General features: G+C 61.9%; 19 protein-coding genes and 1 pseudogene. 9 read left to right on the top strand and 11 right to left on the bottom strand.

What is annotated here, in order from left to right; all coding sequences use genetic code 11:
* Positions 1-315: 315 nt before the first annotated feature.
* A complete protein-coding gene (locus PMM47T1_RS02615; protein WP_008365530.1) occupies positions 316-1,578 on the top strand; it encodes an OprD family porin in 1,263 nt (420 codons plus the stop codon).
* Between the two features lie 148 nt (positions 1,579-1,726).
* On the opposite strand, the gene pcaC is transcribed toward PMM47T1_RS02615, so the two are convergent.
* The 7 genes from pcaC to pcaR all read right to left on the bottom strand — a co-directional run bounded on the left by pcaC (position 1,727) and on the right by pcaR (position 9,647).
* Positions 1,727-2,119 carry a 4-carboxymuconolactone decarboxylase gene (gene pcaC, locus PMM47T1_RS02610; protein WP_008365528.1) on the bottom strand — a complete coding sequence of 131 codons (393 nt, stop codon included), beginning with the start codon at positions 2,117-2,119 and terminating at the stop codon, positions 1,727-1,729.
* Between the two features lie 15 nt (positions 2,120-2,134).
* Positions 2,135-2,929 carry a 3-oxoadipate enol-lactonase gene (pcaD, locus tag PMM47T1_RS02605; protein ID WP_008365527.1) on the bottom strand — a complete coding sequence of 265 codons (795 nt, stop codon included), beginning with the start codon at positions 2,927-2,929 and terminating at the stop codon, positions 2,135-2,137.
* Between the two features lie 11 nt (positions 2,930-2,940).
* On the bottom strand, positions 2,941-4,305 hold the full coding sequence (locus tag PMM47T1_RS02600; protein ID WP_008365525.1) for a 3-carboxy-cis,cis-muconate cycloisomerase: 1,365 nt from the start codon (positions 4,303-4,305) through the stop codon (positions 2,941-2,943).
* Positions 4,306-4,348: 43 nt separating this feature from the next.
* Entirely contained in the window at positions 4,349-5,638 is a 1,290-nt protein-coding gene (locus PMM47T1_RS02595; RefSeq protein WP_008365523.1) for an MFS family transporter, read from the bottom strand.
* Positions 5,639-5,773: 135 nt separating this feature from the next.
* Positions 5,774-6,979 carry a 3-oxoadipyl-CoA thiolase gene (gene pcaF / locus PMM47T1_RS02590; RefSeq protein ID WP_177323354.1) on the bottom strand — a complete coding sequence of 402 codons (1,206 nt, stop codon included), beginning with the start codon at positions 6,977-6,979 and terminating at the stop codon, positions 5,774-5,776.
* Between the two features lie 197 nt (positions 6,980-7,176).
* Entirely contained in the window at positions 7,177-8,523 is a 1,347-nt protein-coding gene (locus PMM47T1_RS02585) for an MFS transporter (RefSeq protein WP_008365520.1), read from the bottom strand.
* Positions 8,524-8,804: 281 nt separating this feature from the next.
* The gene (pcaR, locus tag PMM47T1_RS02580) at positions 8,805-9,647 is read right to left on the bottom strand and encodes a pca regulon transcriptional regulator PcaR (protein ID WP_008365519.1); all 843 of its coding nucleotides are present in this window, start codon (positions 9,645-9,647) and stop codon (positions 8,805-8,807) included.
* 586 nt (positions 9,648-10,233) lie between these two features.
* Between pcaR and PMM47T1_RS02575 the strand changes: the two genes are divergently transcribed.
* Both PMM47T1_RS02575 and PMM47T1_RS02570 read left to right on the top strand, forming a co-directional pair.
* Entirely contained in the window at positions 10,234-10,434 is a 201-nt protein-coding gene (locus PMM47T1_RS02575) for a hypothetical protein (RefSeq protein ID WP_008365518.1), read from the top strand.
* Between the two features lie 302 nt (positions 10,435-10,736).
* Positions 10,737-12,209 (top strand): inorganic phosphate transporter, encoded by a 1,473-nt coding sequence (locus tag PMM47T1_RS02570; protein WP_008365517.1) that lies wholly within the window; start codon positions 10,737-10,739, stop codon positions 12,207-12,209.
* An 85-nt stretch (positions 12,210-12,294) separates the two neighbouring features.
* On the opposite strand, the gene PMM47T1_RS02565 is transcribed toward PMM47T1_RS02570, so the two are convergent.
* Entirely contained in the window at positions 12,295-13,773 is a 1,479-nt protein-coding gene (locus PMM47T1_RS02565) for a helicase HerA-like domain-containing protein (RefSeq protein WP_008365516.1), read from the bottom strand.
* Positions 13,774-13,926: 153 nt separating this feature from the next.
* On the opposite strand from PMM47T1_RS02565, the pseudogene PMM47T1_RS30765 reads away from it, so the two are divergent.
* From PMM47T1_RS30765 to PMM47T1_RS02545, 5 genes and pseudogenes are all read left to right on the top strand, one after another.
* Positions 13,927-14,958 (top strand): annotated as a pseudogene (locus PMM47T1_RS30765) (cache domain-containing protein); the annotation flags it as partial.
* Between the two features lie 93 nt (positions 14,959-15,051).
* A complete protein-coding gene (locus PMM47T1_RS30760; RefSeq protein ID WP_443216078.1) occupies positions 15,052-15,816 on the top strand; it encodes a methyl-accepting chemotaxis protein in 765 nt (254 codons plus the stop codon).
* 113 nt (positions 15,817-15,929) lie between these two features.
* Positions 15,930-17,051, top strand: coding sequence for a glycosyltransferase family 4 protein (locus tag PMM47T1_RS02555; RefSeq protein ID WP_043300669.1), 1,122 nt, complete (start codon positions 15,930-15,932; stop codon positions 17,049-17,051).
* The gene (locus PMM47T1_RS02550) at positions 17,044-17,799 is read left to right on the top strand and encodes a DUF2334 domain-containing protein (protein WP_008365513.1); all 756 of its coding nucleotides are present in this window, start codon (positions 17,044-17,046) and stop codon (positions 17,797-17,799) included. Before PMM47T1_RS02555 ends, PMM47T1_RS02550 begins: the two co-directional genes overlap by 8 nt.
* A complete protein-coding gene (locus PMM47T1_RS02545; RefSeq protein ID WP_008365512.1) occupies positions 17,796-18,785 on the top strand; it encodes a lysylphosphatidylglycerol synthase transmembrane domain-containing protein in 990 nt (329 codons plus the stop codon). Before PMM47T1_RS02550 ends, PMM47T1_RS02545 begins: the two co-directional genes overlap by 4 nt.
* Before the next feature lie 147 nt (positions 18,786-18,932).
* On the opposite strand, the gene PMM47T1_RS30045 is transcribed toward PMM47T1_RS02545, so the two are convergent.
* Together PMM47T1_RS30045 and purU are read right to left on the bottom strand one after the other, a co-directional pair.
* A complete protein-coding gene (locus PMM47T1_RS30045; RefSeq protein ID WP_008365511.1) occupies positions 18,933-19,103 on the bottom strand; it encodes a hypothetical protein in 171 nt (56 codons plus the stop codon).
* A 27-nt stretch (positions 19,104-19,130) separates the two neighbouring features.
* Positions 19,131-19,982 carry a formyltetrahydrofolate deformylase gene (purU, locus tag PMM47T1_RS02540; protein ID WP_008365509.1) on the bottom strand — a complete coding sequence of 284 codons (852 nt, stop codon included), beginning with the start codon at positions 19,980-19,982 and terminating at the stop codon, positions 19,131-19,133.
* Between the two features lie 328 nt (positions 19,983-20,310).
* Here purU and mvaT point away from each other — a divergent pair, with 328 nt between their 5' ends.
* Positions 20,311-20,691 carry a histone-like nucleoid-structuring protein MvaT gene (mvaT, locus tag PMM47T1_RS02535; protein ID WP_008365507.1) on the top strand — a complete coding sequence of 127 codons (381 nt, stop codon included), beginning with the start codon at positions 20,311-20,313 and terminating at the stop codon, positions 20,689-20,691.
* A gap of 77 nt (positions 20,692-20,768) precedes the next feature.
* On the opposite strand, the gene sbcB is transcribed toward mvaT, so the two are convergent.
* Complete coding sequence (sbcB, locus tag PMM47T1_RS02530; RefSeq protein ID WP_008365505.1) at positions 20,769-22,199, bottom strand: exodeoxyribonuclease I; 1,431 nt, start codon at positions 22,197-22,199, stop codon at positions 20,769-20,771.
* Between the last annotated feature and the right edge of the window lie 38 nt (positions 22,200-22,237).

The raw sequence follows: 22,237 nt of genomic DNA, 5'->3' as shown, positions 1-22,237 counted from the left end.
ACATGCGCTAACAAAATGACGGGGATTGCGCGGAACTAACAAGTTAGTTAGTGTTCGTTTATCGCCCGATTTAGGGTGCGACACATTGATTCACCCCTTGCGACCGAGCACCATCCGCTCAACAGGACAGGTGAAGGATTCGCCAGATCCCGAACACCAAAAACACAATAACAACAGGTAACGCCACCATGCTCACTTCCTCCTCGCTTACCAGCTGATCCTTTAGCGTTTCACGCATTGCATGAATCACGACGACTTGAACAATCGTCGCGACGGCCCCCTGTTGCCCTAATAATTAGAGAGACCACAACAATAATGAAAGCCATCACTCGCTCGTCCTATACCCGCAGCCTCATCGCCCTGGCCATCGCTGGCTCGTCCCTGCCCGTACTGGCAGACGACACCGGTGGTTTTCTGGAAGACGCCAAGGTCAACCTGACCCTGCGCAACTTCTACTTCGGCCGTAACTTCACCGACAGCGCCGCCCCCCAAGGCACCCAGGCCGAGTGGACACAGAACTTCATTCTCGATGCCAAGTCGGGCTTCACCCAGGGTGTGGTCGGTTTCGGCGTAGACGTACTGGGCCTGTACTCGCAGAAACTCGATGGCGGTGGCGGTACCAGCGGCACCCAATTGCTGCCGCTGGACAGCAGCGGCAAGGCCCTCGACAACTTTGGTCGCCTGGGTGTGGCGTTCAAGGCCAAGATTTCCAACACTGAACTGAAAGTTGGCGAGTGGATGCCGGTGCTGCCTATCCTGCGTTCGGACGATGGCCGCTCGCTGCCACAGACCTTCCGTGGCGCGCAGGTTACCTCCAAGGAAATCACCAACCTGACCCTGTACGGCGGTCAGTTCCGTGACAACAGCCCGCGCAACGACACCAGCATGCTGCCGATGCAGATGCAGGGTAATTCCAGCCACGAATCGGACCGCTTCAACTTTGCCGGTGCCGAGTACACCTTCAATGACAAGCGCACCCTGGTTGGCGTGTGGTATTCGCAACTGGAAGACATCTACCACCAGCAATACGTGCAGTTGCTGCACTCGCAACCGGTCGGCGCCTGGACCCTGGGGGCCAACCTGGGTTACTTCCACGGTTCGGACGACGGCAGCGCCATCGACGGCAAGCTGGACAACAACACCTACTCGGCCATGCTCTCAGCCAAGTATGGCGGCAGCACTTTCTACGTAGGCCTGCAAAAGCTGACCGGCGACAGCAACTGGATGCGCGTCAACGGCACCAGCGGCGGCACCCTGGCCAACGACAGCTACAACAACAGCTACGACAACGCCCAGGAACACTCCTGGCAGCTGCGTCATGACTACAACTTCGCGGCCCTGGGCATTCCCGGCCTGACCGTGATGAACCGCTACATCCACGGTGACAACATCCACACCGCCACCATCGACGGCGGCAGCGAGTGGGGCCGTGAGTCGGAGCTGGCGTACACCTTCCAGGACGGCACCTTCAAGGACCTGAACCTGCGGTGGCGCAACTCCAGCATGCGCCGTGACTTCGGCACCAGCCAGTTCAACGAGAACCGCGTGATTGTTTCCTACCCGATCAGCATTCTCTAATCTGCAACCGGCTCCTGTGGGAACTGCCTTGCCAGGGAGTTTTTAGAGCCTAACAGCTCGCTGGCAAACCAGCTCCCACGGGGGATGCAGGGCAACAAAAAAGGGCGATGATTTCTCATCGCCCTTTTTGCATTTCAGCACACACCCGTCACTCGCGCGACTCGACGCCCAGCTCGTCCCACACCGACTCGGCCAGGTGGAAGGTGGCGTTGGCCGCCGGAATGCCGCAGTAGATAGCGCTCTGCATCAGCACTTCCTTGATCTCGGCACGGGTAACGCCGTTGTTGGCTGCAGCGCGCAGGTGCAGCTTGAGCTCGTCATTGCGGTTCATGCCGATCAGCATGGCAATGGTGATCAGGCTGCGGGTGTGGCGCGGCAGGCCTGGGCGGGTCCAGATGTCACCCCAGGCGTGGCGGGTGATCATTTCCTGGAATTCGCCATTGAACTCGGTGATGTTGGTGAGGCTGCGGTCCACGTGCGCATCGCCCAGCACCGCGCGGCGAACCTTCATGCCTTCGTTGTAGCGTTCTTTCTCGTCCACGAACAGCTCCTTGAATCAGTGTTTGGCCAGCAGGAAGTCCAGCACGCGCTGGGTGAAGGGCTCGCCCACCTGCACGTTGGACAGGTGCGCCGCGTAGAACTCGGCGTATTCAGCGCCCTTGATATGCTCTTGCAGGAAGCGCCCGTCTGCCGGGGTGGTGACCACGTCACCGGTACCGGCGATCACCAGCGTTGGCACCTTGATGGCGCCCAGTTGCTCACGGTAATCGGCATCACGCACGGCCGCGCAGTTGGCGGCGTAGCCCTGTGGCGAGGTGGCCGCCAGCATGTCGGTGATGCGCTTGGCTTCGGCCGGGTTGGCCTCGGCGTAATCGGGGGTGAACCAGCGGGCGATGGAAGCGTCACGCAGGGAAACCATGGCCGCCTGGCCATCGCGCAATACCATCTCGATGCGTGGGTTCCACACGTCCGGGTTGCCGATCTTGGCCGCAGTGTTGCAGACGATCAGCTTGCGCAGACGCTCACCGGCATTGATGCCCAGCCACTGGCCAATCAGGCCGCCCATGGACAGGCCGCAGAAGTGTGCGCGCTCGATGTGCAGGGCGTCCAGCAGGGCCACCACATCGCCGCCCAGTTGCTCGATGCTGTAGGGGCCTTCGCTCACCAGCGACTCGCCATGGCCACGGGTGTCGTAGCGCAACACGCGCAAATGCTGGGTCAGGCCGGCGATCTGGGTGTCCCACATGCCCAGGGACGTCCCCAGGGAGTTGGACATTACCAGCACCGGCGCATCGGCCGGGCCATCGAGTTGGTAGTTCAGTTCACCATCAGCGAGTTGAATCTTGCCCACAACAGTTCTCCTCAGGCACTAAAATGAGAATGTTCGGCCACCGCACGCTCAACCCAGGTTTGAGCCTGGCCAAGGTAGTGCGCAGGGTCGAGCAGACGATCAAGCTCGTCCGCGGAAAGTTCGGCAGTCACCTTGGGTTCGTCACCCAATACGGCACGCAGGTGGCGCTTTTCAGCCACGGCGCGTTTGCAGCACTGCTCCAGCAGATGGTGGGCAGCGTCGCGGCCCAGGCGCTGGGCCAGCACGATGCTCACCGCCTCAGCCAATACCAGGCCCTGGGTCAGGTCGAGGTTCTTGAGCATGCGTGCGGCGTCCACTTCCAAGCCGTCGGCAAACAGTTGCGCCTGTTCCAGCGCACCGGCCACCAGGCAGCAGATCTCGGGCAAGGTGTCCCATTCGGCGTGCCACAGGCCCAGGCTGCGTTCGTGCTCCTGGGGCATGGCGGCGAACATGGTCGACACCAGGCCCGGCACGCGGGTGGCCGCGCCGATCAGCACGGCGGCACCCACCGGGTTGCGCTTGTGCGGCATGGTGGATGAGCCACCCTTGCCAGGCGCCGACGGTTCGAATACTTCGGCGGCTTCGGTTTGCATCAGCAGGCTCACGTCCCGCCCCAACTTGCCGAGGCTGCCGGCAATCAGGCCCAGCACCGAGGCAAACTCCACCAGGCGGTCGCGCTGGGTGTGCCAGGGCTGCTCGGGCAGGGTCAATAGCAGTTCCTGGGCCAGGGCTTCGGCCACCGGCATGGCGTTGCTGCCCAGGCCAGCCAGTGAACCGGACGCGCCACCAAACTGCAGCACCAGCAGGCGCGGCTTGAGTTCCTGCAGACGCTGGCGGTTGCGGGTGACCGCGCCCAGCCAGCCGGCGATCTTCATGCCCAAGGTGACGGGCGTTGCGTGTTGCAGCCAGGTACGACCAGCCAATGGCGTGGCCTTGTAGCGTTCGGCCTGGCGCGCCAGCGAGTCGCCCAGGGTGGCCAGGCGCGTTTCCAGCAGGTGCAGGGCATCGCGCAGTTGCAGCACCAGGCCGCTGTCCATCACGTCCTGGCTGGTGGCGCCCAGGTGTACATAGCGTTCGGCTTCCGGCGCCTGGCTGGCGATCCGCTTGCCGAGCATTTTCACCAGCGGGATCGCCGAGTTGCCGGCACTGCAAATGGCCTGGCCAAGCGCCTGGTAATCGTAGAGCGAGGCCTGGCAAGCGGCCTGGATCGGCGCCACGGCGTCGGCGGGGATCACCCCTGCCCGGGCTTCGGCACGGGCCAGGCCCGCCTCGAAGTCGAGCATGCCTTGCACGCGGCCACGGTCGCTGAAAATGTGGCGCATGTCGTCGGCGCTGAAGTAGGCATCGAACAGCTGGTTGCTCGGTCTCTCGCTCATAAATTCCTCAAGGGCGCGCCCCACGGGAGGGCGCGCGTCTGGATCAGTGATCGTGATGCAGGTACGACGGCTGCTTGGGCAGACGCAAGCTGAACAGGAAGGCGATGGCCATCATGATCGTCACGTACCAGTAGAAGGAGTTCTCGCTGCCTTGGGCCTTGAAGCTCAGGGCCACGAATTCCGCCGAGCCACCAAAGATGGCATTGGCCACGGCATAGGCCAGGCCCACGCCCAAGGCACGTACTTGCGGCGGGAACATCTCGGCTTTGACCAGCCCGCTGATCGAGGTGTAGAAGCTGACAATGGCCAGGGCCAGGGTAATCAGCACAAACGCCAGAAACGGGCTGGTGACCGTTTTCAACGCCAGCAGGATCGGCAGGGTGAACAGCGTGCCCAAGGCACCGAACCACAGCATGGAGTTGCGACGGCCAATCTTGTCGGCCAGCATGCCGAACAAGGGCTGCATGCACATGTACAGGAACAGCGCGCCGGTCATGATGAAGCTGGAGGTCTTGGCGGTCATACCCGCGGTGTTCACCAGGTACTTCTGCATGTAGGTGGTGAATGTGTAGAAAATCAGCGAGCCGCCGGCGGTGTAGCCCAACACGGTAATGAAGGCCGGGGTGTGGTGCTTGAACAGGCTGACGATACTGCCCGCTTCCTTGTCCTTGCGGGTTTCGGCGCTGCTGGTTTCCTTCAGCGAACGCCGCAGCAACAGCGAAATGACCGCGGCAATGGCGCCCACCACGAACGGAACGCGCCAGCCCCAGGCACGCAATTCGTCTTCGCTGAGCACTTGCTGCAAGATGACCACCACCAGCACGGCCAGCAACTGGCCGCCAATCAGGGTTACGTACTGAAACGAGGCAAAGAAGCCACGCTGGCCACGCAGGGCCACTTCACTCATATAAGTAGCCGTGGTGCCGTACTCGCCGCCCACCGACAGCCCCTGGAACAGGCGCGCCAGCAACAGCAGGATCGGCGCCCACACGCCAATGCTTTCATAGCCCGGCAGGCACGCAATGACCAGGGAGCCGGCGCACATCATCAGCACCGAGATCATCATGGAGTTCTTGCGGCCGTGACGGTCGGCCACGCGGCCAAAAATCCAGCCACCGATGGGACGCATCAGGAACCCGGCCGCGAACACGCCTGCGGTGTTGAGCAACTGCACGGTGGCATCGGCGGACGGGAAGAAATGCGGTGCAAAGTAGATTGCGCAGAAGGCATACACATAGAAGTCGAACCATTCGACCAGGTTGCCCGATGAAGCGCCGACGATTGCAAAAATGCGCTTGCTGCGCTCTTCGCCGGTGTAGTGAGTTGTTGTCATATTCTTATCACTCGTTAAGGTTGGTACTTTATAGACATATACCGTAACAACCCCCTCCAACAAAACAATTACCCGAAAGCCCAACAGCCTTGCGTGGAGGCCGAGGAGCGTTTCGGGTAACCGGACTGCTCTGTATCAGACGCGTTCGATGGCCAGTGCCAGGCCTTGGCCGACGCCTACGCACATGGTCGCCAGACCTTTCTTGCCGCCGGTTTTTTCCAGCTGGTGCAAGGCGGTCATCACGATGCGCGCGCCGCTCATGCCCAGCGGGTGGCCCAGGGCAATGGCGCCGCCATTGGGGTTGACCTGAGGAGCGTCGTCAGCCAGGCCCAGTTCACGCATCACCGCCAGGCCCTGGCTGGCGAAGGCTTCGTTGAGCTCGATCACGTCGAAATCATTGACCGCCACGCCCAGGCGCTCGATCAGCTTGCGCACGGCCGGTACCGGGCCGATGCCCATGACGCGTGGCGCGACGCCGGCACTGGCCATGCCCAGAACCCGGGCACGTGGCTTGAGGCCGTGCTTCTTCACGGCTTCGGCGCAGGCCAGGATCAGCGCGGCGGCGCCGTCGTTCACGCCCGAGGCGTTGCCGGCAGTAACGGTTTTATCAGGGCCGTTGACCGGCTTGAGCTTGGCCAGGGTTTCCAGGGTGGTGTCGGCACGAGGGTGCTCGTCGGTGTCGACGATGGTCTCGCCCTTCTTGTGGGCAACCCGCACCGGCACGATTTCTTCGGCGAAGTAGCCGGCGGCCTGGGCGGCGGCGGTGCGCTGCTGGCTGCGCACGGCAAAAGCGTCCTGGTCAGCGCGCGAGACCTTGTAGTCGTCGGCGACGTTGTCGGCGGTCTGCGGCATGGCATCGACGCCGTACTGGGCTTTCATCAGCGGGTTGATGAAGCGCCAGCCGATGGTGGTGTCTTCCAGCTTCATGTTGCGCGAGAACGCCGCGTCAGCCTTGCCCATCACGAATGGGGCGCGGGACATCGACTCGACGCCGCCGGCAATGGCCAGCTCCATTTCGCCGCTGGCGATGGCGCGGAAGGCCGTGCCGATGGCGTCCATGCCCGAGGCGCACAGGCGGTTCAGGGTCACGCCCGGGATACTTTCCGGCAGACCGGCCAGCAGCAGCGCCATGCGCGCCACGTTGCGGTTGTCTTCGCCGGCCTGGTTGGCGCAGCCCATGAACACTTCGTCTACCGCGCTCCAGTCAACTTGCGGGTTGCGCTCGATCAGGGCCTTGATGGGCGCTGCCGCCAGGTCGTCGGCACGCACGGTCGACAGGCCACCACCAAAACGGCCAATGGGGGTGCGAATCGCGTCGCAGATGAATACTTCACGCATCAATCTTCTCCTGACAGTAGGCCGTGAGCGGTGGCAGCTCAGCATAAAAAAAGGCGCGAGGGGCACGCCAGAATGGGTAGCAGATTAAGCTGCCGAATTGTGCGAAACAATCCGATAATCGACCTTGTGTGCGATCACCGAACCGATCCTTGCCTTGCTAACCTTATTTGCCGCTGCCCCCAGCGGCTTACACGTGATGTTTACGTCGCATCTGCGTGGCTGACCATGCCTTTGATGACTACGGCCGTGGTTGCCAGCGCGGCTGGGATCACCAGCGCGGTCAGCACTTGCTCGAAATTCCAGCCCAACCCCAACAGCGTAGCGCCCATCCAGGCACCGAGGATGGCGCCGAAACGGCCAATGCCCAGCATCCACGATACGCCCGTGGCACGGCCCTGAGTGGGGTAGAAACGCGCGGCCAGCGACGGCATGGCCGATTGCGCGCCGTTCACGCACATGCCCGCCACCAGTACCAGGGTAGCCAGCAGGGTGATGTGGCCCAGGCTCTGGCCCACGGCATAGGCGAACACGCCTGCCAGCAGGTAGAACGTGCCGATGACCTTGTGCGGGTTGAAGCGGTCCATGGCCCAGCCCACGCCCACGGCGCTCAGCACGCCACCAAACTGGAACAGCGCACCGATGAAGGCGGCTTGTTCCATGCTGGCGCCACTGTCACGCATCAGCGTGGGCAGCCAGCTGGTCAGCAGGTAGACGATCACCAGGCCCATGAAATAAGTCAGCCACAGCAACAGGGTCCCGGTGCTATAGGTGCCTGAGAAGATCACCGACAGCACGTTGCGACTCTTGACGGTCTTCTGCTCGGGAACGCTGAAGCTGCCCGCTTCCGCCACCACGGCCGGGGCGATGGGTGAAAGGGTCTTGCGAATGCGGTCGGTGCCCCGGTTGCGCACTACCAGAAAGCGCGCCGACTCCGGCAACCACACCAGCAACACCACGCCCAGCACGATCGGCAACAGGCCGCCCACCAGCAGCAGGCTGTGCCAGCCGTATGCCGGAATCAGCTTGGCGGAAATGAAGCCACCGCCGGCCATGCCCAGGTTGAAGCCGCAGAACATGCTAGTGACCAGCAGCGAACGGAAACGCTCGGGGGTGTACTCGGACAACAGCGTGGTGGCGTTAGGCATACCGGCGCCCAGGCCCAGGCCGGTGAGGAAGCGCAGCACCAGCAACTGATCGACGTTACCGCTGTAGGCCGACGCCAGGCTGAACGCGCCGAACAGCAGCACCGCGCCCACCAGCACCACCTTGCGACCAAAGCGGTCGGCCAGTGGCCCCGAACCCAGGGCCCCGAACACCATGCCGATCAACGCGGCGCTCATCACCGGGCCGAGGCTGGCGCGGTCGATGCCCCAGTCCTGGGACAGTGCCGGGGCAATGAAGCCCATGGCTGCGGTGTCCAGGCCATCAAGGAAAACGATCAGGAAACACAGGATCACTACCCGCCACTGGTAACGTGACAGGGGTTGGGAATTGATGAAGGACTGCACATCAAGGCAGTTCCCTACAGCAGCGTATGGACGATTCATTATTTTTATTCCGCAAGAGACGCGCAGAGGCACGTGCCGGTACTGGACCTGCACTCAAAAGTTTAGTGGCCGAACGGAGATCAGGCTCCGCGGTGGCTGCGCGGACGGAGGTGCGGGTTGCGCACGGAATGGAATCGGGTCATGGGGTCAACCTCTGCACTTTATTATTGGAAGGCCGAGCGTGGCTCGACCTGTGCGGGCGACATTAATCAGCGGCGCGGCGACGCGCAATTCGACAAACGTGGATCTGTGCGTTTATCGAACAGCAACCGCCGAAACACTCAGGCAAACAGCTGAGCACTGAGGTCGCGGCTGGCGTTGAGCATGATCGGCAGAATCCGCTGCTCCAGCTCCGTGCGGCTGGCACGACCGGCGTGGGTGCTGACATTGAGGGCGGCCAGCACCTGCCCGGACGCATCGTAGACCGGCACGGCAATGGAACGCAGGCCCTGCTCCAGTTCCTGGTCGACGATGCACCAGCCCTGTTGCCGCACCAGTTGCAGACACTCCAGCAGCGCTTCCCGGGAGGTCAGGGTGCGACTGGTCTTGGGCTGCAGGTCAACGTGGTCGAGGTAATCCTTGAGCGTCACGTCGTCCAGCGCCGCCAGCAGGATGCGCCCCATGGAGGTGCAATACGCCGGCAAGCGGCCGCCCACGGCCAGGTCCACCGATATCAACCGCTGGGTGGTGGCCGAGCGCGCGATGTAGAGGATGTCGTCGCCTTCCAGCGTGGCCATGTTGCACGCCTCGTGCAACTGCTCGCTCATGCTGTCCAGATAGGGTTGCGCCGTTACCGCCAGTGGCGTGGATGACAGATAGGCATGACCCAGGGTCAGCACCTTGGGCAGCAGCGAGTAGGTGCGCCCGTCAGTCGTGGCGTAGCCCAGCTTGATCAGCGTGTGCAGGCAACGCCGCACGGCGGCACGGGGAATTTCGGTGCGGTGGCTGATCTGGGCGATGGTCAGGTGACGCTTGCGTTCCTGGAACGCCTGCACTACGGCCAGCCCGCGGGCCAGCGAGGTCATGAAGTCCGGATCGCCGGCGAACGCCTGAATACGCTTGGCCGGTGACGCCACGATGGGCGGGGCCAATGAGGTGAATGAATTGCGCAGTTGATCGTTCATTCCGGGTCCTTTGCATGGTCAATCTGTACACGGGAGCACCGCGACCGTCGTTCGGCCCAGGCATCCACAAGGGCGATTATCGAACCATTGACCGATAATCGCAATTGACCATTCGACGGGTTGCTTATACCTTTCCACTGCCACCATGTGGCTTCTTGGAGAGACTGGTCAGGTACCCACCAAAGAAGTCCCAGGCACGGCCTTGCCCTGGGTGAGGCCGTTTTTCCTTTTTTTCGCGCTTGCCGCACGGTCGGCAAGTTGCCAGTGCCGGCGTTTTTCACCCGGACGTGTTTGTGATGTAACAAATTGACCGATAAGTTGGTACAACCAACGCCATTGGCCGATAGTGTTATTCGCACGGGTTGCTATAATAAATTTCGTGGGCCTCATGACAGTTTAGTGCATGCTGGCGCACGCCCTGTATTGGCCACCTACCCCGCGCCGATACGAGGCCAGGCGTAGTACCACCGCCCTGCCCCACCCCATAACCAGACTGTTGCTACGACAGCCCCCTTCTGGTGCCGTGGCCGCGTGCTTTGAATGCATCGCGCAAACGCCGGAAGAAATAGAACCATTAGGTAACAATGTGACGAAAGATGAACTGCGCGCGGAACTTGAGCGCCAGGAACAACGTTACAAGGATGTTTACGGTGGCGAAGTCACCACTTATGCCGCCCAGCCAGAGCCGGAGCGCAAGCCGTGGCGCAAGCGCGCCAGTCTGCTCGACCAGGCGTTCACCCAGGAATTGCAGAAAATAGAAAAGGACCTCAAGGGCGAGGAACCTTGACCGCTGATTGCACTCAGATGGCGTGCCCAACCGTCGAGAAGCCGCCCTCGGCTTCGTGACAGCGGGATGACGGGAAAATTTCATACGAGCGTTTGAGGGCTCTCAAACCGCCTGAAACACCGCTATTTTCCCGGCCAAAGCCCGCTATTACGCGGCTCCCGCCTACCTGCCCCCCTAGGTAGGCTGTCCTGGGCATACCTGACCAAATTGTCGAAATTTGTTACCGGCCAGCACCGAGGGCATCGATTTGCAGGGTTTTCTGGCATAATCGCGCCCCCTTATGACCGGGTCAGAAAACCTTCATGATTGATTTATTCCACGGAGTCGACGCCTGGGTACTGGTGAGCCTTTTCTTCGCTCTCGCCTTTGTCCTGGCTTTCGAGTTCATCAATGGCTTTCATGACACCGCCAACGCGGTCGCTACTGTCATTTATACCAAAGCCATGCCGCCTCACCTGGCCGTGTTCTTTTCCGGCGCTTTCAACTTCCTGGGCGTGCTGTTTGGCGGTGTAGGCGTGGCGTACGCCATCGTTCACCTGTTGCCAGTCGAACTGCTGATCAACGTCAATACCGGTCAGGGCCTGGCCATGGTGTTCTCGCTGCTGGCGGCGGCTATCGCGTGGAACCTGGGTACCTGGTACTTCGGCATTCCGTCGTCCAGCTCGCACACCCTGATCGGTTCGATCCTGGGCGTGGGCCTGGCCAACGCCATGCTCAACCACATTCCGCTGGGCAAGGGCGTCAACTGGCAGAAGGCAATCGACATCGGCGCCTCGCTGGTGGTCTCGCCTATCGTCGGCTTTTTCCTCGCCGCGCTGGTGCTGATCGCGCTGAAATGGTGGCGCCCGCTGTCCAACATGCACAAGACGCCCGAGCAGCGTAAAAAGACCGACTCCAAGAAACATCCACCGTTCTGGAACCGCCTGGTTCTGGTGGTTTCGGCCATGGCCGTGAGCTTCGTGCACGGTTCCAACGACGGTCAAAAGGGTATCGGCCTGATCATGCTGGTGCTGATCGGCATCGTGCCTGCGCAATTCGTGCTGGACCTGAGCAGCACCACCTACCAGATCGAACGCACCCGCGACGCTACCCTGCACCTGAGCCAGTTCTACCAGCGCAACGCCCCGACCCTGGGCGAATACCTGGCTTTGGGCAAGTCCCAGAGCGGCGACCTGCCGGACCAGTTCCGTTGCGAGCCGCAGCAGACCGAGCCGACCATCAAGGCACTGCTGACCACCCTGAACGGCGTTTCGGACTACCACTCGCTGGCAGCGGAGCAACGCATCGAAGTGCGCCGCTACCTGCTGTGCCTGGACGACACCGCGCGTCAGGTCGGCAAGCTGCCGGCACTGGATTCGCGTGAAAAATCAGACCTGGAAAAACTGCGCAAGGACCTCACGACCACCACTGAATACGCGCCCTTCTGGGTCGTGGTAGCCGTGGCGCTGGCGTTGGGCCTGGGCACCATGATCGGCTGGAAACGCGTGGTTCTGACCATTGGCGAGAAAATCGGCAAGCAGGGCATGACCTACGCCCAAGGCATGTCGGCGCAGATCACAGCGGCGCTGTCCATTGGCCTGGCCAACGTATTCAGCCTGCCGGTGTCCACCACCCACGTGCTGTCCTCGGGCGTGGCTGGCACCATGGTGGCCAACAAGAGCGGCCTGCAAGGCGGCACCATCAAGACCATCATGCTGGCCTGGGTACTGACCCTGCCGGCCTCGATGGCCCTGGCGGCGGGCCTGTTCTGGCTGTCGTCGAAGTTCGTGTCGTAACCCCACAACAGTTGGAAAAAGGCGCCTTCGGGCGCCTTTTTTGTTGGTTCACACCGCCCTACCGTCGCTGGGGCCAGCGCAGCCTTCAGCGGCGTTTTTTGCTGCCCAGCAAGGAACCCATCAACCCGCGTACCAGCTCTCGTCCCAACTGGCTGGCGGCCTGACGCATGGCCGACTTGATCGCCTGCCCCGCTACCCCGCCCAGCAATTCCCCGGCCTTGTCGGCCAGGCGGGTACCCGCTGGCGCCGGCTCCGCACTTTCATCCGCAGGCGGCGCCTTGCGCGCAAGCAGCATTTCGTACGCCGATTCACGGTCGATGGGTTTGTCATAACGCCCCGCCAGCGGCGAAGCGGCGATGATCGCCGCGCGCTCGGCTTCATTCAACGGCCCAATGCGCGATTGCGGCGGAGCCACCAGCACCCGCTGCACCATGGCGGGCGTGCCTTTGTCCTGCAGGGTGCCGACCAGCGCTTCGCCAATGCCCAGTTCCGTGAGTACGGCCAGGCTGTCGAACGCCGGGTTGGGGCGAAAGCCGTCGGCCACGGCCTTGAGCGACTTCTGCTCCTTGGCGGTGAATGCGCGCAGGCCGTGCTGCACCCGCAAGCCCAGTTGCGCCAGCACATTGTCGGGTAGGTCGGTGGGCGATTGGGTGACGAAATACACGCCCACGCCCTTCGAGCGAATCAGCCGCACCACTTGTTCCAAGCGGTCCTGCAAGGCCTTGGGCGTGTCGCCGAACAGCAGGTGCGCTTCGTCGAAGAACAGCGCCAGCAAGGGTTTGTCGGCATCGCCGCGCTCGGGCAACTGCTCGAACAGTTCGGCCAGCAGCCACAGCAGGAACGTTGCATAGACCTTGGGCGCTTCGTGCACCAACCGGCTGGCATCGAGCAGGTGAATGCGCCCGCGCCCATCGCCCCCCGGTGTCAGCAGGTCTTGCAGGTGCAGCGCCGGTTCACCGAACAGCGCGTCGGCGCCTTGTTGCTCCAAGGTAGCCAGGCGTCGCAGCAGCGCCTGGCTGGAACCGCTGGTCATCAGCGCGCTGTCATCGCCCAGCGCCTGTGGGGTGTCGCGCAGGTAACCTAGCAACGCCTTCAGGTCCTTGAGGTCCAGCAACAGCAACCCTTCGCGGTCGGCCACCTTGAACGTTGCGTACAGTGCCGCTTGCTGGCTATCAGTGAGTTGCAGCAGGCTACCGAGCAGTAAGGGGCCCATTTCGCTGATGGTGGTGCGCAGCGGGTGGCCGCTGTGCCCGTGCACGTCCCACAACGTGACCGGGTACGCCTGGGGGCGGTGCTGTAGCCATGGCATGCCGGCAATGCGCTCGGCCACCGTGCCACTGGGCGCGCCCGCAGCGGCCAGGCCGCACAGGTCGCCCTTTATATCGGCGGCGAACACGGCCACGCCGGCGTCACTGAAGGCTTCAGCCAGGCGTTGCAGGGTGACGGTCTTGCCGGTGCCGGTGGCGCCAGCGATCAAGCCATGACGATTGGCCAGCCGCAGGTGCTGGCCCACTGGCTGTCCAGACAGGTCGGCGCCAATGAGCAATTGCGCAATGTCGGGCATTTCGTCACCTCGCTTAAGTTTTTCGCCGCCTCGGTCGATAGAACGGGTGAAAACCCATACGTCCAAGAAAACGTTCAGCCCCCGCCTTTAAGGGATGAAGGCACTGTTTAATCCACCTGCCCCGAATTAAGACCTTAGCGGATCGTATCCCTCATGAATAAAAACCTGAGATTCAGCCACAAGATTCTCATCGCGGCCTCCCTGATAGTGCTGGCGGCCTTTGCGCTGTTTACGTTGTATAACGATTACCTGCAGCGCAATGCGATCCGCAAGGACCTGGAAAGCTACCTTCATGAAATGGGCGATGTCACATCGACCAACATCAGTGCCTGGCTGGGCGGACGGATTCTGCTGGTGCAGAACGTGGCCGAAAACATTCAGCTCAACCCGGATCCGGAAAACGTTTACCACGTGCTGGAACAGCCGACCCTGCTCAACAACTTCCTGAACATCTACCTGGGTGACCCGCAAGGGCACTTCTATAACAAGCCGGTCACCACCATGCCGGCCGGCTACGACCCACGCGTTCGCCCCTGGTACAAGAGCGGCCTGACGACCAGCGGGGCGTTCCTGACCGAGCCCTACATCGACATGAGCACTGGCAAGCTGGTGATCTCGATTGTGCAGGCGGCCAACAAAGGCTCCACCAACCTGGGCGTAGTGGGTGGCGACCTGAGCCTGGACACCATGGACAAGATCATCCGCTCGCTGGATTTTGGCGGCATGGGGCATGCGTTCCTGGTCAGCGCCGATGGCAAGATCCTGGTCCACCCTAACCGCGACCTGGTGATGAAAACCCTCAAGGACATGGCACCCGACGCCAACCTGGTGATCGACGACAAGCTGCATGACGTGCAGATCGGCGGCCAAACCCGCATTGTCACTTTCGCCCAGGTCAAGGGCCTGCCTTCGGTCAATTGGTACATCGGCCTGTCGGTGGACAAGGACAAGGCCTATGCAATGCTCAGCCAGTTCCGCACCTCGGCGCTGATTGCCACCGTGGTGGCCGTGGTCATCATCATTGCCCTGCTGGGCATGCTGATCCGCGTGCTGATGGGCCCGCTGCACACCATGATTCGCGCCATGGAGAACATCGCCGAAGGCGAAGGCGACCTGACGCGCCGCCTACAGATCAACAGCCAGGACGAATTCGGGATGCTCGGCCGGGCGTTCAACCGCTTTGTGGAACGCATTCACGGCTCCATTCGCGAGGTGTCGTCAGCCACCGAGCAGGTCAACGAAGTGGCCCTGCGCGTGGTGGCAGCCTCCAACTCGTCGATGCTCAACTCCGATGAACAGGCCAACCGCACCAACAGTGTGGCAGCCGCCATCAACCAGTTGGGCGCCGCCGCCCAGGAAATCGCTCACAACGCCGCGCAAGCGTCGCAGCACGCCACCAGCGCCCGACTCCTGGCTGAAGAAGGCCAGCAAGTGGTGGACAACAGCATCCAGGCCATGAACCGTCTGTCGGACTTGATCAGCACCTCCAGTGGCCATATCGAGACCCTTAACAGCAAAACCGTGAACATCGGCCAGATCCTGGAAGTGATCACCAGCATTTCTCAGCAGACCAACCTGCTGGCGCTCAACGCTGCCATCGAAGCGGCTCGCGCGGGCGAGGCCGGCCGCGGGTTCGCGGTGGTGGCCGACGAAGTCCGCAACCTGGCGCACCGCACCCAGGAATCGGCGCAGCAAGTGCAAAGCATGATCGAGGAGTTGCAGGTGGGCGCCCGGGAATCGGTGAACACCATGGGTGAAAGCCAACGCCACAGCCAAGACAGCGTTTCGATTGCCAACCAGGCCGGCGAGCGCCTGGGCAGCGTGACCGTGCGCATCGGCGAAATTGATGGTATGAACCAGTCGGTAGCCACTGCCACCGAGGAACAGACTGCCGTGGTGGACTCAATCAACATGGACATCAACGAGATCAACACCCTCAACCAGGAAGGCATCGAGAACCTGCACTCGACCTTGCGCGCCTGCTCGGACCTTGAGCAGCAGGCCACCCGCCTGAAACAGCTGGTGGGCAGCTTCCGCATCTGACGCCCGCACCTGTGGAAGCTGGCTTGCCAGCTCCCACGCTCCGGCTTTCCCGCCATGCCGATCGAACAACTGTCCCTGCCAGCGGTCAACCTTATGGACGACACTGCGCAGGGATACCGATCGTGCATATCGCTGACATCACCATGTTCTATGCCCCGGCCAGCGGCGGCGTGAGAACCTATCTTGATGCCAAACACCGGCGCCTCATCCACACGCCCGGCGTGCGCCACAGCCTGTTGATACCTGGGCCGGCGCTGAACGAAGACAACGGCGTGTACCAGGTGCCGGCCCCCGCCCTGCCCTTTGGCAACGGCTATCGCTTTCCCTTGCGCCTGGCACCCTGGCGCAATGTGCTCAAAGACTTGCAACCAGACCTCATCGAAGTGGGCGACCCGTACCTGACGGCCTGGGCCGCCCTGGACGCACGGCGTCAATTGGATGTACCAGTCATCGGCTTTTACCACTCAGACCTGCCGCTGCTGGTGAGCAACCGCATGGGCAACTGGTTCACGCCCAACGTGGAGGCCTATGTCAGCAAGCTGTACGGCAACTTCGACCGAGTGCTGGCGCCCAGCCAGGTGATGGCCGACAAGCTGCGCGGCCTGGGGGTGGGCAACGTCCACGTGCAGCGGCTAGGCGTGGACCTTGCTACCTTCAATCCGGCGCACCGCGACCCCGGCCTGCGCGCCGAGCTGGGCATCGGCGACGATACCCGGCTGCTGATATTTGCCGGGCGCGGTTCCAAGGAAAAAAACCTGCCGGTGCTGTTGCAGTGCATGAAGCGCTTGGGGTCCAAGTACCATTTGTTATTGGTGGGTTCACACATGCCCGCCAATGTGCCGCGCAACGTCACCGTGATGGACAGCTTCCGGCCGGCCCATGAGCTGGCACGGCTGCTGGCCAGCGCCGACGCCCTGCTGCATGCCGGCGATCAGGAAACCTTTGGCCTGGTGATTCTGGAAGCCATGGCCAGCGGCATTCCGGTGGTGGCCGTGGCGGCGGGGGCCTTCACCGAGATCGTGCACGCGGACTGCGGCCTGCTGTGCCGGCCCAACGACGCGATGGCGATGGCGCAGACCGTGCGCGAGCTGTTCGCCGGCGACGATCAGTACGGCCTGCGCGCACGCGCCCACGCCGAGCAGCATTACGCTTGGGACACCGTGGTGGCCGGGCTCCTGGAACATTACCGCGCGGTGCTGGGCACCAGTGCTCACAAGGTGGTTCGCCATGGCTGAAGTAATGCTGGTACTGCATGACGTGTCCCCGGAGAGCTGGGAACACTACAAACCCTTCGTCGACGCGGTGGACGCGCTGGGCCAGGTGCCCATGACACTGCTGGTGGTGCCGGATTTCCACCATCACAACCACCTGCACAACTTCCCGGCGTTTCGCCGCATGATGGACACCCGCCTGGCCCGCGGCGATGAGCTTGCGCTGCACGGCTTCTACCACGCCGATGACGGGCCCATGCCGCATACCCCCCGTGACTACTTCATGCGCCGGGTGTACACCTGGGAAGGTGAGTTCTATCAGTTGTCCGAGGTCGATGCACTGATTCGCCTGGAAGCGGGCCTTGAGGTGTTCGCCCGCAACGACTGGCCTGTGCAGGGGTTTGTCGCGCCGGCCTGGCTGATGAGCGAGGGCACCCGCCGCGCCCTCCAGCGCCTGCCGTTGAGTTACACCAGCGGACCGCAGCAGCTGTATCGCCTGCCGGATTTCAGCGAGGTCCCCGCCCCGGGCCTGGTCTGGAGCGCAGGCAGCGCCTGGCGTCGCGGCCTGTCGAAAGTGGTCAGCCACTGGCGTGAACAACAGGCCCAGGATGCGCCCTGCATCCGCCTGGGCCTTCACCCGGTGGACATGCGCCATGACTATTCCCGGCAATACTGGCTGGACACCTTGCAGCGCCTGCTTGCGCAAGGCCGGGAACCCTTGACCAAGCTGGCCTGGCTGCAACGCCAGGTTCAGGCGCGCAACGCCGCATGAAACGCTGGTGGTGGCTGGCGCTCGGCATTGTGGTAGTGGTGCTGATACCGCTGTGCCTGGGTGGTGTCGACATGCTCGACCGCCTGCAACGGTTCCCTGCTGGCCTGTGGCCGCTGATGTTCGCGATGATAATGCTGTGCTGGTGTATCAATGCCCTGCGGTTACGCCTGTTGCTGGGTGCCATGGCCAGCGGCCTGAACCTGCGACGCTGCCTGGGCACCGTGATGTCGACCGAGTTCGCCATTTGCGCCACCCCCGGCGGCAGTGGCGGGCCATTGACCCTGCTGGCGCTGCTCGGCCGCCACGGTATTCGACCGGCTCGGGCCAGTGCCGTGTTCGCCATGGATCAGCTCAGTGACCTGGTGTTTTTCCTCTGCGCGCTGCTGGGGATCTTTCTCTACGCCCTGTTCCATCACCTCAATCACAGCCTGCAATGGCTGCTGACGCTCAGTGCGCTGCTGATGGTCAGTGGCCTGGGGCTGGCCGTTGCCCTGGTGCGCTGGCACCGTCAGGTACTGCGCTTCAACGGCAAGCTGCTGCGCCTGGTAGGCGTGCACGCCAGCAAGCGTCGACGCTGGGCGCGCAAACTGCTGCATTTTCTAGAAGCGTTCGGCGACACCTGCGCCCTGCCGCCTCGCACACTGTTGATGGTGTTCGTGCTGACCTGCCTGCACTGGGCCGTGCGCTACAGCGTGCTGTACCTGGCGCTGCAGGGGTTGGGCGTGGACGTGCGCTGGGCCTGGACTTTCCTGATCCAGATGCTCTCGCTGAGTGCCGGGCAGTTCAGCCTGTTGCCAGGAGGGGCGGGGGCTGCGGAATTGACCTCGGCGGCGCTGCTGGCGCCCATGGTGGGTAAATCGACAGCGGCGGCTGCGATTCTGATTTGGCGGGTAGTGACTTACTATTTCTACCTGGTGGCCGGCGGGCCGGTGTTTGCGGCCATGGTCGGGGGGCCGCTGTTGCGCAGGATCAAGCACCGGGTTTAGCGCTGAACATTGGTTCCTCACGAGGGCCATAAACAAGATGCAACCGGGGAAGCTGCTGCCAGGCTGCGAAACGGTCCGCAGGACCTTAGGCGGTGTGATGCCGATCACGGGCCCGCGGTGCAGGCCTTGGCAGCCTGGCGGCAGCTGTTACTGGGTTTCCGCGTCCGCAGCTGGGTGGGTTTGCTCCCACAACGCTTCGGCACCGGGAAACTCGGTGCCGTCTTCGTCGCTCAGCGCCTCTGGGTCGTAACGGCTGAGGCAGCCTTCGCCCAGGGTGGGCGGCGGCGTTGCAGCCGCCTTGTCGCGGGGGTCGCTCATGGGGCTGCCTCGCTGCTTGCGCAGTGGTTAGTTGAACACCACAGTCTTGTTGCCGTGCACCAGCACGCGGTCTTCCAGGTGATAACGCAGGCCACGGGCCAATACCATCTTCTCCACGTCGCGACCGAAACGCACCATGTCTTCGATGCTGTCGCTGTGGCTCACGCGTACCACGTCCTGCTCAATGATAGGCCCGGCGTCCAGTTCTTCGGTCACGTAGTGACAGGTGGCACCAATCAGCTTCACGCCACGCAGCGATGCCTGGTGGTAAGGCTTGGCGCCGACGAACGAAGGCAGGAAGCTGTGGTGGATGTTGATGACTTTCTGCGCATATTCCTGGCACAACTGCGGCGGCAGAATTTGCATGTAGCGCGCCAGCACTACTACGTCAGCCTGGTGATGGTTGACCAGGCGCGACACTTCGGCAAAAGCCGGCTGCTTGTCTTTCGGGTCGACTGGCACGTGGTAATAAGGAATGCCGTGCCATTCGACCATGCTGCGCAGGTCGTCGTGGTTGGAGATTACGCAGGAAATCTCGCAATCGAGCTCGTCGCTGTGCCAGCGGTGCAGCAAATCAGCCAGGCAGTGCGACTCGCGGCTGGCCATCAGCACTACGCGTTTTTTCTGCTCGGTATCGGTAATGCGCCACACCATGGAGAACTCTTCGGCGATGGGCGCAAAGGCCTCGCGGAATGCCTCGATGCCAAACGGCAATGTGTCGGCACGGATCTCGTGACGCATGAAGAACCAGCCACTCTGATCGTCGGAGTGGTGGCTTGCTTCATTGATCCAACCGTTATGGGAAGCCAGGAAATTACTGACTTTGGCAACAATGCCAACGCGGTCCGGGCAAGCAATAACCAGCCGAAAAGTGCGCATGAGGGAAAACTCCAAGACTTCGCAAAGGCGGCTATTCTAGCGGCAACCGGGCAAAACTGCAGTATTCCTTGCACCCCTGGCGACGAGGGCGCGTAAAGCCCTGCATCTATCAGGGGGAATCACCCGTACCCGGTTCTCCCCGGCCACGCGCTATTGCCTCGACCGCGGAAAATAACCGGGCGTTCAAACTTAAATCATCGCCGTTCGTCACGATTAAAATATCGTCATTTGCAAAATGTTCTGCGCTTTAATGTTTACTTGAACAAAGCCTATGACTATTATTGAGCCAACTGTATCCCTGACACACAGCATTCATAAGGTCCTGCTCATGTCCCTGATCAACGAATACCGCGCCACAGAAGAAGCTATCAAAGAACTGCAAGCCCGTTTGAAGAACCTGTCCCAAGACGACAAACTGCAAACTGAGCTGGAATTCGAAGGCAAACTGCGCACCCTGATGGGCGAATATCAGAAATCCCTGCGTGACATCATCGCGCTGCTGGATCCTGAAGCCAAGGTGAGCAAGACCCCTCGTGGCGGCGCAGCAAAAGTCCCCGGCACCAAGCGTGCTCGTAAAGTTAAGCAATACAAAAACCCGCACAACGGCGAAGTCATCGAAACCAAAGGCGGCAACCACAAGACTCTGAAAGAGTGGAAAGCCAAGTGGGGCGGCGACGTGGTTGAAGGCTGGGCAACTCTGCTGGGCTAATTGAATCGGCTGACGCCCATTCAACAAAAAGAACGCCAGCGCGATGCTGGCGTTTTTTTATGCTCGCGGTGTAAGGGTCATAGCCCTAGGCGTTGCTTGAGACGCACCACGTGGGCTTGCCACTGCGCAAGCACCTGGGCTTGCGCCGGCGTGGCCTGCGCCTGCCACTGGACCAGGGCTTCGGCAAAGCCGGCCAGGGTATTGGGCGCACCTGCTGCCGGATCGGTTAGCCGCTGGCGACAGAACTCTAGCCATCGACTCGACTCTTCTTCGTTCAACGTATCCGGAAAGTTACGTGCGCGATAACGAAATAATAACTCAGGTAAACGCTCATCATCGAACATCCAGGTTTCCAGGCCCAACTGATGAGGGTCCAGCGTGCGTACCTGTTCACATAAACGCCGGTCACGATCGCCTATAAAGCCGTCGTATAACTGTTGCTCCGGATCGTCCACCGCGGCGAACGCTTCTTCGCCATACAGCGCTGGCAATTTGTCCCGCCACTGCCCATGCGCCTGCTGCAACTGGTCGGCGCGCTGCTGATAAAGAGTCATGTCCAACTGCAAGCGTTGGCGATCTTCATCACGCAGTACGCTGAGGGGTGCCAACACCGGACAACGATTGACATGCACTAGCTTCAACGGCACCGGTAATTGCCCGGCGGCCAATTCTTGACGACGGGTGTACAGGCGTTCGCGCAATACTTCTACCGGTTCGTCCAACAAGACCTGCGGGTCGAAATGCAGGTCGCAGACAATCAGTGCATTTCGGTTGCGCGGATGCCAGCCCACGGGCAACACCACCCCCAGATAATTGCGCTCAGCGGAAAAACGCCCGGAAATATGTACCAGCGGTTGAAATAACCGAACCTGGTCCAGCACTTTCTGTTTACTGCGCAATTGGTACAGCCAGTTATACAGCTTTGGCTGGCGCTCACGAATCAGCCGCGCCAGGGCAATGGTGGCGCGCACGTCCGACAAGGCATCGTGTGCCTGCCCATGGTCTATGCCATTGGCGGCGGTCAGCAGTTCCAGTTTCATGCTGACCCGGCCATCCACCTGGGGCCAGGCAATACCGTCCGGGCGCAAGGCGTAGGCCGTGCGCACCACATCAATCAAATCCCAACGGGTATTGCCGCCCTGCCACTCGCGGGCATAGGGGTCGAAGAAGTTGCGGTACAGGCTGTAGCGAGTGACTTCGTCGTCAAAGCGCAAGGTGTTGTAGCCGGCACTGCACGTGCCCGCACGGGCCATCTGCGCGTTGACCCGGGTCATGAACTCGGCCTCGCACAAGCCACGCTCGTCAAGGCGCTGCGGGGTGATGCCGGTGATTACGCACGCGGCGGGGTGCGGCAGGATGTCGTCGCCGGGCTGGCAGTAGAGATTGATCGGCGCTTCGATTTCATTGAGGTCGGCATCGGTGCGAATACCGGCGACCTGCAAGGCCCGGTCGTTGCGCGGGTTGATGCCGGTGGTTTCGTAGTCGTACCAGAAGATGCTGGAATTCACGGGTAGTTCCTGTGCGCAAAGTCGGCAAAGTCTAGGCG

Origin of the sequence: Pseudomonas sp. M47T1 (assembly GCF_000263855.1) — a bacterium.
Lineage (GTDB): Bacteria > Pseudomonadota > Gammaproteobacteria > Pseudomonadales > Pseudomonadaceae > Aquipseudomonas.
This window is presented reverse-complemented; position numbering and strand designations above follow the sequence as displayed.

Excerpts from the sequence above, each read along its gene's own strand:
- PMM47T1_RS02615 (WP_008365530.1), top strand. The coding sequence starts at position 316 with ATGAAAGCCATCACTCGCTCGTCCTATACCCGCAGCCTCATCGCCCTG.
- PMM47T1_RS02600 (WP_008365525.1), bottom strand. The coding sequence starts at position 4,305 with ATGAGCGAGAGACCGAGCAACCAGCTGTTCGATGCCTACTTCAGCGCC.
- PMM47T1_RS02595 (WP_008365523.1), bottom strand. The coding sequence starts at position 5,638 with ATGACAACAACTCACTACACCGGCGAAGAGCGCAGCAAGCGCATTTTT.
- PMM47T1_RS02585 (WP_008365520.1), bottom strand. The coding sequence starts at position 8,523 with ATGAATCGTCCATACGCTGCTGTAGGGAACTGCCTTGATGTGCAGTCC.
- pcaR (WP_008365519.1), bottom strand. The coding sequence starts at position 9,647 with ATGAACGATCAACTGCGCAATTCATTCACCTCATTGGCCCCGCCCATC.
- PMM47T1_RS02570 (WP_008365517.1), top strand. The coding sequence starts at position 10,737 with ATGATTGATTTATTCCACGGAGTCGACGCCTGGGTACTGGTGAGCCTT.
- PMM47T1_RS02565 (WP_008365516.1), bottom strand. The coding sequence starts at position 13,773 with ATGCCCGACATTGCGCAATTGCTCATTGGCGCCGACCTGTCTGGACAG.
- PMM47T1_RS30760 (WP_443216078.1), top strand. The coding sequence starts at position 15,052 with ATGCTCAACTCCGATGAACAGGCCAACCGCACCAACAGTGTGGCAGCC.
- PMM47T1_RS02550 (WP_008365513.1), top strand. The coding sequence starts at position 17,044 with ATGGCTGAAGTAATGCTGGTACTGCATGACGTGTCCCCGGAGAGCTGG.
- PMM47T1_RS02545 (WP_008365512.1), top strand. The coding sequence starts at position 17,796 with ATGAAACGCTGGTGGTGGCTGGCGCTCGGCATTGTGGTAGTGGTGCTG.
- PMM47T1_RS30045 (WP_008365511.1), bottom strand. The coding sequence starts at position 19,103 with ATGAGCGACCCCCGCGACAAGGCGGCTGCAACGCCGCCGCCCACCCTG.
- purU (WP_008365509.1), bottom strand. The coding sequence starts at position 19,982 with ATGCGCACTTTTCGGCTGGTTATTGCTTGCCCGGACCGCGTTGGCATT.
- mvaT (WP_008365507.1), top strand. The coding sequence starts at position 20,311 with ATGTCCCTGATCAACGAATACCGCGCCACAGAAGAAGCTATCAAAGAA.